The organism is Microbacterium istanbulense, from assembly GCF_037204145.1.
Classification (GTDB): domain Bacteria; phylum Actinomycetota; class Actinomycetes; order Actinomycetales; family Microbacteriaceae; genus Microbacterium; species Microbacterium istanbulense.
In genome coordinates this window covers 90,433-102,467 of record NZ_JBBDGN010000003.1, presented here as the reverse complement: position 1 = coordinate 102,467, position 12,035 = coordinate 90,433, and the positions used below count along the sequence as shown (strand labels likewise).

Annotated in this window: 11 protein-coding genes; all 11 read right to left on the bottom strand. The window is 65.5% G+C overall.

Annotated features, from left to right (window positions below; all coding sequences use genetic code 11):
* Positions 1–5: 5 nt before the first annotated feature.
* The 11 genes from WDU93_RS05200 to WDU93_RS05150 all read right to left on the bottom strand — a co-directional run bounded on the left by WDU93_RS05200 (position 6) and on the right by WDU93_RS05150 (position 12,024).
* A complete protein-coding gene (locus WDU93_RS05200) occupies positions 6–239 on the bottom strand; it encodes a DUF6752 domain-containing protein (protein ID WP_337318279.1) in 234 nt (77 codons plus the stop codon).
* 11 nt (positions 240–250) lie between these two features.
* A complete protein-coding gene (locus tag WDU93_RS05195; protein ID WP_337318277.1) occupies positions 251–1,849 on the bottom strand; it encodes a class I SAM-dependent methyltransferase in 1,599 nt (532 codons plus the stop codon).
* Positions 1,846–2,604 (bottom strand): ABC transporter ATP-binding protein, encoded by a 759-nt coding sequence (locus tag WDU93_RS05190; protein ID WP_337318275.1) that lies wholly within the window; start codon positions 2,602–2,604, stop codon positions 1,846–1,848. Before WDU93_RS05190 ends, WDU93_RS05195 begins: the two co-directional genes overlap by 4 nt.
* Positions 2,604–3,485 carry an ABC transporter permease gene (locus WDU93_RS05185; RefSeq protein ID WP_337318274.1) on the bottom strand — a complete coding sequence of 294 codons (882 nt, stop codon included), beginning with the start codon at positions 3,483–3,485 and terminating at the stop codon, positions 2,604–2,606. Before WDU93_RS05185 ends, WDU93_RS05190 begins: the two co-directional genes overlap by 1 nt.
* A gap of 139 nt (positions 3,486–3,624) precedes the next feature.
* Positions 3,625–4,809, bottom strand: coding sequence for a glycosyltransferase family 2 protein (locus WDU93_RS05180; RefSeq protein WP_337318272.1), 1,185 nt, complete (start codon positions 4,807–4,809; stop codon positions 3,625–3,627).
* A gap of 63 nt (positions 4,810–4,872) precedes the next feature.
* Entirely contained in the window at positions 4,873–6,939 is a 2,067-nt protein-coding gene (locus WDU93_RS05175) for a cell wall-binding repeat-containing protein (protein WP_337318270.1), read from the bottom strand.
* A 151-nt stretch (positions 6,940–7,090) separates the two neighbouring features.
* On the bottom strand, positions 7,091–8,164 hold the full coding sequence (locus tag WDU93_RS05170) for a glycosyltransferase (protein ID WP_337318268.1): 1,074 nt from the start codon (positions 8,162–8,164) through the stop codon (positions 7,091–7,093).
* Positions 8,165–8,256: 92 nt separating this feature from the next.
* Positions 8,257–9,702, bottom strand: a complete 1,446-nt coding sequence (locus WDU93_RS05165; RefSeq protein WP_337318266.1) for an LCP family glycopolymer transferase — start codon at positions 9,700–9,702, stop codon at positions 8,257–8,259.
* Positions 9,699–10,166: a 5-(carboxyamino)imidazole ribonucleotide mutase gene (gene purE / locus WDU93_RS05160; RefSeq protein WP_337318476.1), complete on the bottom strand. Its 468-nt coding sequence runs from the start codon at positions 10,164–10,166 to the stop codon at positions 9,699–9,701. Before purE ends, WDU93_RS05165 begins: the two co-directional genes overlap by 4 nt.
* A 106-nt stretch (positions 10,167–10,272) precedes the next feature.
* The gene (locus WDU93_RS05155; RefSeq protein ID WP_337318264.1) at positions 10,273–11,397 is read right to left on the bottom strand and encodes a 5-(carboxyamino)imidazole ribonucleotide synthase; all 1,125 of its coding nucleotides are present in this window, start codon (positions 11,395–11,397) and stop codon (positions 10,273–10,275) included.
* Between the two features lie 63 nt (positions 11,398–11,460).
* Positions 11,461–12,024: a PH domain-containing protein gene (locus tag WDU93_RS05150; RefSeq protein WP_337318262.1), complete on the bottom strand. Its 564-nt coding sequence runs from the start codon at positions 12,022–12,024 to the stop codon at positions 11,461–11,463.
* Positions 12,025–12,035: the final 11 nt, after the last annotated feature.

The window sequence follows — 12,035 nt, the reverse complement described above, 5'->3', positions numbered from 1 at the left end:
CGGCTTCAGCGGGCAGAAAGCGGATTGTCGTCGCGTAGGCGCTCGAAGATCACGTCATAGAGCTCGGCCACCCGACGATTGTCCTGCCGCATCTCCTTGAGTTGCTGCTCAAGATCAGCAATTCTCGCTCGAAGATCATCCGCGTCCTCAAGCCCAGTCGGAAGCGGCCTGTCGACGTCAAGTGCCTGCAATTTCGTGTAGGCCGTTGGCGCGATCCACATCGCGAGTCGGCGCAGCATGCTCCGCATAATTAGATCTCTCCATCCACAGAATCTTCCGAGGCGCGCTCGCGCCGCGTGGTGTTGTCTCCGGCCGCTACGCGACCCGCGGTCCGCCGCAGACGCAGGGTGGCGACCTTCCTGGGTTGCCCAGCATCCCAACGAACTCTGCGGCCCACACGCTCAAGGTGGATGGGGTGCCCGTCAAGCTCCCGTTCGACCCAAGAGGTGGGCAGGTGCCATGTCGAGGGCCTCCCACGCTTGTAGCGCGCGCTAAATGTCTCATCGTTGACGAGGTCCGCGAATCCGTCACCTCGGAGCACGAGGTCAAGGAACAGGAACAGATTCTGCCTGTTGACGCGAGTCAGTGTCTGAGCAGTGTGGTGCGCGAAGACGTACCACTCGTCTCCGGTACCGAGCATCCATGCGCCGAGTTCGAGTAGTGCGGCGCGATCATTGATGTTGAGATAGCGATACTCGACGCCGTCCGCCGCGGCCCCGTTCCGAGCGATCCGCAGAGCCTCATGACTGTAGTCGACGGCGGTAACACGATTGCCCTGAGCTGCAAGGGCTGGTGTCCAACGGCCGTCCCCGCAGCCGAGGTCGAGGATTCGCGCGCTCGGCGGAATGTCCTTCAGGAATCGGCGAATCGCCCCACGCGCGCTGGTAAAGCCGGTCGGTTCGTCACTTTCGAGATAGTGCTTGTCCCAGTACACCCTGCCTCGATTGAAGACACCGAACCAGCCTTCAAAGCGCCAGCGGGTGGACTTCGGCGTGACGAACTTGAAGGTCGGATCAGGAACCCGCCAGCCCGGGCCGTAGGCGTAGGAAAGCCACGCCTCGGGGTTCTGCGGTTCCGGAAAGGGAACCCCGTCGATCTCGCGTTGCTTGGTAGGGAGCAAGTCGTCGCGAGCGACCTCGGGCCCTTTGAGAGCGAATGGCTGGCAGTAGTCGTCGTCGATGAAAAAGCCGGTGAAGATGTCGATGTAGTGATCTGGCTGGCCCTCATCGTTGAAGAACTCGATCTCAAGGTGCGCCAGGCTGTGCCGCACCACGGTGTAGCCGCGGCGCTGAAGTGCACGCTCCATGCGATACGACACAAGCCCAAGGTCGACAGCGTTCTCAGCCTTGCAGTAGAAGGCAAGGTCGAGATCATCGTCGTGCGGCAGCAGGCCACCGTCACGCACTATGCCCAGCAACGTGCCGCCCACGATGTAGACGTCATGGCCATCCTCGATGAGGTCATCGACGAGCTTGCGTCCGTTCTCCAGCAGCAGGCGTCCGACTTCGTCGTCGCGTCCCTCGAGTACTGGCCCTAGACGATCCCACTTTGTCATCGCCAGCCAACGCCCACGGGCGTCGACCAGCTCAAGGCGCGAGCTTCGTCGCCCGAATCGAACATCGACTTGGCTGTCGATCTCACGACCTGTCGCCGAGTCGGTGACCGCCACATCCGTCACCCCGGTGAGCCGTGTCTTGAGGGCGTTCGGCCATTTGAGCGCGATCACGCCGTCTACCGAATAGGGAACGCGAGCCGACCATACGCGATGGCCGTCGAATCGGACGTCGACGACTTGGGCGTCTTCGATCGTGAACGGGTCAAGAACGATGCCCTTCCCGTCGACGATCACTTCTTCAACCCCATAGCATCAATCGCTTCAGTGATCGGTCCGTCGAAGACCTTCTTGCCCTTCTTCAGCACAATACCCCGGTCGCAGAGGTCCTTGATCATGCCTGTGCTGTGGCTGACGACGAGCATCGTGACCCCCTGAGCCGTCAGCTCCTTGATCTTGTTGATGCACTTTTCGCGGAACGGAGCGTCACCGACGCTGAGCACCTCATCCACGAGCAGGATGTCGAGCTCGACGTGGATCGCGACCGAGAACGCGAGCCGCATGAACATGCCCGATGAGTAGTGCTTGACCTCCTGGTCGATGAAGTCGCCGATCTCGGAGAATGCGACGATGTCGTCGAATCGCGCGTCGATCTCGTCCTTGTTCATGCCGAGGATCGCGGCGTTGAGGTAGACGTTCTCGCGACCGGACAGATCGGGGTGGAAGCCGGCACCCACCTCGATGAGCCCGGCGACACGGCCTCGCGTGTAGACCTTGCCCTTGTCAGGCTCGAGCACACCCGAGATGAGCTTCAGCGTCGTCGACTTGCCGGAGCCGTTGAGGCCCATGACAGCGACAGACTCGCCCTCACCGATCTGGAAGCTGAGGTCGTCGAGCGCGGTGAACATGTCGGAGCGCACCTTCTTGCCCCGAATCCAGCCGACGAACGCCTCCTTGAACGAGTGGCTGTTGCGCTTGACGAACTGCTTCGTCACACCATCGACGATGATGCTCGGGCGCGTGGCGACGGTCTGGAAGATGGTGTTCGACATCACAGGTCCTGCGCAAACGATCGTTCGAAATGACGGAAGACGGCCTGTCCGATGATCAGCATGACCACGCAGATCAAACTCGCGATGAGCACCGCGATACCGAAGTCCGGCATGATGCTCGGATCCGGCTCGCCTGCGGCAGGCGGCGGGACCGTCCCCGCCCAGAATGCCTGGTGGAAAAGTTCGACGGCGACCGTGAGCGGGTTCCAGGTGTAGATGTGGAACATCCACTCATGGTTCTTCAACGCGTTCTGAACAAGCATCCAGGTGTACAGCACGGGCGAAGTCCACGTGGAGAACATACGGATCAGCTCGACGAAGTTCTGCGCATCGCGGTAACGAACGTTCAGTCCAGCGAAGAGCAGACCCAGGCCGAGTGCGAACGCCGTCACCAGCAAGATGCCGAGCAACGCACCCCCGAGACCGATCAACGTTGGGGTCCAGCCGATCAGGAAGCAGACCAACAGCAGGATCGCCAGCTGGGGCAGGAAGTGGATGAAAGCGATGATGATCGCGGCGATCGGGAACAGCTCGCGCGGCAGGTAGATCTTCTTCACCAGCGCCCGGTTGTCGACGATGGAGGTCGTCGCATTCCCGAACGCCTCGTTGAACAGGTTCACGGCGACCACGCCGGAAAAGAGGTAGACCGGGAAGTTCTCGACTCCCCGGTCGAGCCCCATGATGACGCCCATCACGAAGAAGTAGATGATGAACTGCGCGGCGGGCTTGACGTAGGACCAGACCCAGCCCAGGACCGAGTTACGGTAGCGGGTCGCGGTGCCCTTACGAACGAGAAGCTGAAGGAGGTATTTCCGGCGGAAGACGTCGAGGATGCCTCGGCCACGCCCGGGTACGTCGAACTCGCTCAGATCAATCGGCACGCCAGACGTCAATGCAGTTCACCATTCGGGTTGTGCAAGCGGCACGGGGCCGCGCGGAACGTCGCAATCATATCGAACCCATGCTGAGAGGCCGCAGACGCCGAGATTGACGATGCGCGTCCGCGCCCCGTGCGACCTGTCAGATGAAACTCACCGTCGCCGCCTCGAGACTGACCCGCCGGCCAACGACCGCTGCGTGTACATCCTGTGTCAACGGGAAAGTGTCAACCGTCTCGATAGCGCGCCCCACCCGCACCTCGGCACGGCCGCCTCGCCCTTGAAGGTACATAGTTGTCTCGCGCCAGCCAGTCCGGTGTGCCGCAAGCACCCATGCGTTCTGCTGTGCACGCTGGACAACCTTGACGAGATCGTCGATGTCTCCGGCGAACAGGGCTGTGTACAGTGTCCGCAGACGGTGGTCCGCCTTCTCGCGAAGACCCGGCGTCCACATGTCCTCGGCAGACTTGGCGCGTCGCACGATCTGGAGTTGCTCGTCGCGTGACAGTTTCAGGAAGCGCGCCCCGAAACAGACCCGCATGCCGAAGGTGTCCAGCATGAATCGCTCAAGCAGGATGTCTCGACGCGATCCAGGGAGCGTCAGCTCGCGAATTGCCTCTATCCCGGTCAAGTTCTTGGTGATGTCGTCCGCTACAGACTGACCGCCCATGGACGCACTCTTGGCGTCGCCGCCGGGAGCATAGTTGCGTACCCAGTAATAGACCTGATCGCTGATCGCGGAGATGTGGTTGGCCAGGAGGAACGCCCGCAATGTGAATGGCTGATCCTCACCGACTCGATACCCCTCCGGAAAACGGATACGGTGCTCCTCGACCAGGGAGCGCCGGAAGAGCTTGGTCGGCCCGAGCGTTCGGTAAGCGAAGCTCTCGATGAAGTCCGCTTGTCGCCGCTCAGCGCGAAAGACTGCCCGCGGAATCGACCGGGTGCCTTCGCCGAAATTTTCCATCCTGCACAGCACAACGTCGGAGCCGGTGTCGTCTGCGACCTCAAGCAAGCGATCAACCGCCTCTGGGGCGAGCAGATCATCTGAATCGAGGAAGAAGACGTACTCGCCCTGTGCGCGCTCTAGGCCGACGTTCCTTGGACGGGCTCCTGAGCCGCTGTTAGGAATACGCACGGTTGTGATCCAGGGATAAGCCGCAACGTATTCTGCGAGGATCTGAGGCGTCTCGTCAGTGGAACCATCATCCACCAGGATGTATTCGAGGTCGTGCCTGGTCTGAGCGACGACACTGTCGAGGGTTTCGCGGAGCACACGCGCCCCATTGAAGACGGGCGTGATTATGGACAATCTCGGTGACGACACGACAAGTTCCTAGTTACGTAATGTACTCGCGACCATCCTATGCCGAGAATGTCGTCGGCCCGGTCACCGTCGGACGTAGTCGCCTACCTGCTTCTCGACGTTCGCCGAGATGACGTTGGTTCCACCAAGCAGCACGACGCGGGCCGGATTTAGGCGGTCGAGCTCGGCCGCAACGACGGAGGGCAACCCCGATGTCGGAGTGAGCAGCACCGGGCCTCCGAGCATTCCCGCTGCGGCGGCGCCGGCTAGCGCGTCGGGGAAGTTCTCGCCATCGGCGACGTATACGACGGGCACATTTCCGTCCGGGTAGGTCGCCTTCGACACTGTGACAGCCGTGTCGTAGAGAGTTGCGCCGCCCTGGCGTGAAATCGACGGCGCGAATGCCTTCACTTGGCCCTCGATCTTCGCGGAGATCACGGTGAGACCACCGAGGAGCACAATGCGCCCGGGATTCAGGCGGTCAAGCTCAGCAGCCACGACGGAGGGAAGAACGTCCGACGGCGTGAGCAGGACTGGTCCGTTCAGCATTCCCGCGGCGGGCGCGCCGGCGAGAGCGTCCGGAAAGTCCTCACCGTATGCAAGGTAGACGACCGGTACACCAGGCTTAGGGTGGGTTGCCTTGGAGACCGCCACGGCCGTGTCATACAGGCTGGCGCCCCACTGCCGTGACACCGAAGGCGCATAGGCCTTGGACTGCGTCTCGACGTTCGCAGACACGACATTCTTCCCACCCAACAGCACAATGCGAGCGGGATTCAATCGATCCAGCTCCTGGGCTACGACAGACGGCAAGCTATTCACCGGCGTCAACAGGACGGGGCCACCCAGCATTCCGGCTGCTGCCGCACCAGCGAGAGCATCTGGAAAGTTGTATCCGTTCGCGAGATACGCCACCGGAACGCCGCCGTTCGGGTACGTCGCCTTTGACACCGCGACTGCCGTATCGAAGCGGGTAGCTCCCGCCTGCCGCACGACGGACCCCGGCGGCGGCGGAGCGATCGGCGTGACGGCGGCCGACTTCGCGGAAGCGGGTGAGGTTCCCGCAAGGTTCGTCGCCGTCACCGTGAAGGTGTACGCGGTGCCGTTCGTCAGTCCCGTCACGGCAACACTGGTCGCGCCGGTCGTGGTCGCGGTTTTGCCGCCCGGCTGCGCGGTCACCGTGTACTTGGTGATCTTCGAGCCGCCATTCGATGACGGCGCCGTCCACGTGACCGTCGCCTTGGCGTCACCCGCGGTCGCCTTGACGGCCGACGGTGCGGTGGGCACCTTGTACTGAGTCGAGCCGAACCAGTCGGTGAAGTAGTTGTAGAAGTTGCGGTTGCCGTAGCTCGAGCATGCGTCACCGTAGCCGTAGCCCGCACGGAGAGCTGCCGCGTTGGGCTGGTACGGGGTGTAGTAGTAGAGCGCCGAGGTCGCCTTGTTCGCCACGTACACGGGGGCGGTCCCGCACGCCCGGTCCGGATGGTAGAGGATGTTCCAGGTCTTCCCGGGGGCGTACCACGTGAAGTACCGCCCTTCCATGTAGATCTGCATCTGCCGCGCCGCGCCGTAGATCTGATGGAAGAAGCCGACGTAGGCCGGGTTGCACGCCGCGTCATCCGGGCACCCCTGGCCGAGTGCCTTGTCATAGCGCCACGCGCTCGGCCAGGTGTGGGTGACGAGCCCCTGCTCCTTCTGCAGCATCACGATCAGCACCCGCGGGTTGATGTCGCACGACTGGGACACGCGGTAGATGATGCGTGCCGCGCTCTCACCCGTCGCACCGGTGTAGCCGTCGCAGTATGCATCGGCCGCCCGCGTCACCGAATCAATCCGGAAGTCCTTCAGGCAGACGATGGGCCCCCACTTGTCGTACCCGCCGCGGCACGTCGTCACCTTCGAGTTGAAGAAGGACTGGATCTGCGCCTCGGTCATCGTGGACTTGTCGGTGAACACCGCATCGCTGATGATGTTGCCGGCCGAGAATCCGGCGAGCGTGGCCTTCACGGGGCCCGCGACGGTGGCTGCTGACGTGGCCACGGCCGAGGTCACCGGAGTGGAAGAAGCGGATGCCGCGGTCGGCGCCAGAACCCCCAGAACAAGCGCTCCGATCGCGACGATGGATGCCATCACGCGGGGTCGAACGGGCACGTTTCGATGGTTCGGGCCGCGTCGGAACATGTGACCAGTGTGACAAAAGATCACAAATGATGCCAGTGTGACGATTTTTCGAGGGCAGAAACGCCGGGTTTCCCCCGCTTTTGCAGGCCGCTTTCAGGCACCGCGTCGGGCTCGACGACGCTCAGAGGTCAGCGTGAAGGGACCAGACCCGCTCAGCCGAGCTCTGCCAGGAGAACGCCCGCGCACGATCCGAGGCGAGCACGCGCTGGCGCCGCTCCCCCTCGCCGAGAGCATCCTCGAGTGCGTCCGCGAGCTCGGCGGCGTCCACCAGCGCGCCACCGTCGGCGATCACGTCACGGTGGGCACCCGAATCAACTGCCACCACCGGCACCCCCAGCGTCATCGCCTCGACGACGCGCCAGGGCCATGCCGAGCTGGTGCTCGTCGCAACGACGGCGCCAGCACCGGCGAGCACGGCGGCGCGGTCTGCGGCATCCAGCACTCCACGGATGTGAGCACGATGCTCGGGCAGGCCGCTGGCGGCGGCGAGCTCAGCCAGCGCAGGCTCGGTTCCCTCGACCGCGCCGATCACGACGGCATCCACATCCGCACGCGCGGCGGCGCGGAAGCCATCGGTATACGAATCACCCTCGCCGGTGACCAGCACGTAGACGGCAGGCAACGAGAGCGCGGCACGACGATCGGCAGCGTCAGCGGGGGTCGCGAACCCGAGCGGGGCCGCACCAGCGATGACGCGGATGCGGTCGCCGAAGGGCGCAAGGTCGCCCAATCGCTCGGCCATGGCGTGCGAGGGCACGACCACGGCATCCGCGTGCTTCACGGCGCGGCGCAGCATGCCCTTGTACCAGACGACGGATGCCCGCGGCATCAGCTCCGGGTTCTCCCACGCACGCAGATCCCACAGCGTGACGGTCGTCTGGTCGTGGTCGTTCATCCGGTCGTGACGCACCAGGGGTGCCGCCAGTGACGGTGCATGGATGAGCCCACCCCCGACACCGGGCGCAATGCCCAGCTGCCACGAAGCGAGCAGTTCGCGTCTCGGAAGCGGCATCGGACGCACGCCGTTGACGCCCGGCAGATCCAGGTCAGAGCCCGCGGGGACGATGGCCGACACCACGCATCCGCGCGGCGCCGTGTCGATGAGGCCGGCGGTGAGCGCGAGCGCTGCTTCGGCCTGATCCGGGTCTGCGACGTGCGCCAGCTGGTCGAGGACGATTCGCAGCTGCACACTCATGAGGCAAGACTAAAGGCGGCCGCGTCGCCTTCCCTGAAGGCGTGCACAGGCAAACCTATATACCGGTATGGAGCGCGTGGTCAGTACTTCGGTCAGCCCTCGGGCGCCGGCGTGGGTGACGGCGGATGCAGGGCATCCTGCACCATCTGGTGAATGGCGTCGAAATCGGGCTCGTGCTCATCGACCCCACCCTCCGGCGTCAGCTCGATCTGCGTGACCTCCTGGCCCTTGGCCTTCGTCATCAGGTCGAAGAACTCCGGCAGCTTGTCCTGCGGCAGGTCGGTCTGCACGATCGCGGTTCCCGCCGCGGCGATCTCGTTGAAGCGCGCCAGCACGTTCTGCGGCGTGAACTGCTCCAGGATCGCCACCTGCAGCTCGCGCTGGCGCTTCATCCGATCCCAGTCGCTGGTGGTGTAGCGCGAGCGGGCATACCACTGGGCGGTGTCACCGTCCATGTGCTGCTCGCCGACCTCGATCCAGCCCGTCGCCCAGTCCTCGGCCGGCTGCCCTTCGTAGGCCGGTCCCCCACCCTCGGGCAGACGCTCGGTGACCGTGATGTCGACACCGCCGAGCGCGTCGACGAGCTGCGCGAAACCCTTCATGTCGAGGAAGACGTAGTACGGGATCTCGATGCCGAGCACACCCTCGGCGGCATCCTTCGTGGCTTCGATCCCGGGCGCCGACCCGTGTGCGGCGGCATCCGGATACAGCCCGGTGCCCTGATCTTCGCGGCACACCTCTGCGGCGTTGCGGATGTGGTTCATCCACCCGTTCCACCCGCAGGTGGCCGAGCTGTGCCCCTCGAAACCGTTCGGATACAGCGCCTGCATCGGGCTGCCCTCGCTGAACGGAGCCCCCGGCAACTCTCGCGGGATGCCGGTGATCGTGACGGCACCCGAGTCGGCATTCACCGAGACCACCGAGATGCTGTCGAACCGCATCGAGTCACGGCCATCGCCGCTGTCGGCACCCAGCAGCAGGATGTTGTAGTAGCCATCACTCGGTGGCAGGCTCGGCCCGCTGTTGCCGAAGATCGTGCTGAGGGTGCCGCGGCTCGACGCCGCCACCGTCGATCCATAGACGGCCGCACCCCCGGCGAGCGAGACCACGAGCAGCGCGGCCACGGGGATCGCGAATCGCGAGATCGTCGGCACACGCACGAGCTTGACCAGGCGGATCGCGTCGATCGTGAGCACCACCCACAGCACCGCGTAGCCGATCAGCAGCACCTGGGCGAGCGTCAGCACGATCCACGACAGTGGGCCGGTCACGAGCCAGACCAGGGCCGTCCGGGCGAACAAAGCGAGGCCGACGCCGATCACCACGAGCAGCCAGGCGAGCAGAGTCGCCCCCAGCCCGAAGCGGCCGAGTCTGCGGTTGCCGGCCAGCACCTGCGCGCTGCCGGGGATGAGCGCGTTCATGACGACCAGCCACCACCCGCGGCGCCCCATGAAGCGCTCATCCCCGAGTTCGGGGTTGCGCAGCGGGCGCGTCTCGATCAGTGGACGCCCCGCGGGGCGCGCGGGGGCATAGGTCACAGGGAGTCCTTCAACCGCGTGTTCTTCTCGTCGACCTGCGCCTCGAGCTCGCGGGCGTACTGTTCGATGCGGTCGGCGAGCGCGGCATCCGCGGTACCGAGGATGCGTGCGGCGAGCAGCCCCGCGTTGCGCGCGCCGCCGATGGACACGGTCGCGACAGGGATGCCTGCGGGCATCTGCACGATCGACAGCAGCGAGTCCATGCCGTCGAGGTAGGCCAACGGCACGGGAACCCCGACCACGGGCAGGGCGGTCATCGAGGCCACCATGCCCGGCAGGTGCGCTGCCCCGCCGGCACCGGCGATGATGACTCGGATGCCGCGGGCACGAGCCTCACGCGCGTAGCTCATCAGCTTGTCGGGCGTGCGGTGCGCCGAGACCACTTCGACCTCGTGCGGGATGCCGAAATCGGTGAGTGCCTGCGAGGCATCGCTCATCACGCGCCAGTCGGAGTCGGAACCCATGATGACGCCGACGAGGGGCGCTGCCGAGGAGTGCAGTGGCTCAGTCACCCTTCCAGGCTACGGGCCGCGGCTGGGAGATCAGCGCAACGGCGCGCATTCCGGCGCCTCAATCGAAGAATGCGGCTGCCGCGCGTGCGACGTACACGGCCTCATCGAGGTCGTCACCGGAGACGTTGACGTGCCCGACCTTGCGCCCGGGCCGCGGCGCCTTGCCGTAGGTGTGGATCTTCGCCTCGGGGTGCTCGGCCATCGCCGAACCGAACCTGTCCTCGAGCCCGCCCTCCGCGGGGCCACCGAGGATGTTCACCATGACTGACCACGGCGCGCGCGGCACCGCCTGCCCCAGGGGCAGATCGGCGACGGCCCGCAGGTGCTGCTCGAACTGACCGGTCACCGCGCCGTCCTGGCTCCAGTGGCCGCTGTTGTGCGGGCGCATGGCGAGTTCGTTGACGAGGATGCGCTCGTCGTCGGTCTCGAAGAGCTCGACGGCGAGCATGCCGGTGACCCCGAGCCCCTCGGCGATGCGGCGCCCGATCTGCTCGGCGACCTCAGCCAGCCGCTCGGAGGCCCCGGGGGCCGGGGCGATGACTTCAGCGCACACCCCATCGCGCTGCACCGTCTCGACCACGGGGTAGGCGACGATCTCGCCACTGGGGCGGCGGGCGACCTGCTGGGCGAGCTCGCGTGTGAACGACACGAGCTCTTCGACCAGCAGCGGCTCGCCCGCGGCGGTGTCGGCGAACCAGTCGGCAGCCTCCGTTGCGGATGCCACGACCCGCACACCCTTGCCGTCGTATCCGCCGCGCGGGGTCTTCACGACCGCCCGCCCGCCGTGGTCGTCGAGGAACGCCTGCAGTTCGGCCTCGTCGTGCACCGGCGCCCAGTCGGGCTGGGGCACACCGAGCGCGGCGAGCCCGGCCCGCATGACGAGTTTGTCCTGCGCGTACTGCAGCGCGTCGGGGCCCGGGTGCACGGCCACGCCATCGGCGACGAGGGCGCGCAGCACGTCCTGCGGCACGTGCTCGTGGTCGAAAGTGATCACGTCGACGTCGCGGGCGAACGCGCGCACCGTGTCGACGTCGCGGTAGTCACCGACGGCGGATGCCGCCAACTGAGCCGACATGCCGTCCTGCTCAGCGAGCACCCGCAGATCGAGCCCGATCTCGACCGCCGGGGCGATCATCATTCGGGCGAGCTGTCCTCCACCGATCACACCCACGCGCACGGCCATCCGCGACCCCTTTCGTCGCATCCATTCTCCCGCATCCGCGGGCGCGGTTCCGCCGCTGCGCGCTCAGGGCTGCGTCGGCGACTGCAGGCGATCCCCGATCGCCTGAGCATCGCGGTGCGCGAGGATCTGATTGACCTCGATCTGGTCGGCGAGCACTTCGCCCACGAGGTTCACGTGCGGCACGTTGATCAGCCGCAGCGGCGCATCGACGCCGTTGGTCAGGGTGATGGTGCCCGCGCCCCACAGTCGCTGCAGGAGCCCTCGGCGCACCGAGATCGAGTAGCCGCGCGTGTGCGTGAACTCCCGCCGGTTGCGCGAGCCGATGCCGTCGCGCACGATCACCCGGCGCGTGGTGATCGTGTACGTGCGCGACGCCCAGATGAGGTACGGCACGATCACGCCGACGATGACGAGCACGGCGGCGGCGCCCAGCAGCATCCAGTTCTCGAACGGTGCGGGCAGGTTGCCGTAGAAGTACGTGGTGGCCGCGCATACGATCGCCAGCAGTAGCGCCGACCACAGCAACCGGCGCGCATGCCCTCGGAAGCGGGCGATCAACCGCTCCTCGACGGGCGCGCCCGGCGGCGGCATCATCGGCCGTCCTCCGAGCGTCACGGGCTGGGTCACCCCTCCATTGT

What these genes read in the sequence shown, in the direction of transcription:
- WDU93_RS05200 (WP_337318279.1), bottom strand. Translation starts at nt 239, where the DNA reads ATGCTGCGCCGACTCGCGATGTGGATCGCGCCAACGGCCTACACGAAA.
- WDU93_RS05190 (WP_337318275.1), bottom strand. Translation starts at nt 2,604, where the DNA reads ATGTCGAACACCATCTTCCAGACCGTCGCCACGCGCCCGAGCATCATC.
- WDU93_RS05170 (WP_337318268.1), bottom strand. Translation starts at nt 8,164, where the DNA reads ATGAGTGTGCAGCTGCGAATCGTCCTCGACCAGCTGGCGCACGTCGCA.
- purE (WP_337318476.1), bottom strand. Translation starts at nt 10,166, where the DNA reads ATGGGTTCCGACTCCGACTGGCGCGTGATGAGCGATGCCTCGCAGGCA.
- WDU93_RS05155 (WP_337318264.1), bottom strand. Translation starts at nt 11,397, where the DNA reads ATGGCCGTGCGCGTGGGTGTGATCGGTGGAGGACAGCTCGCCCGAATG.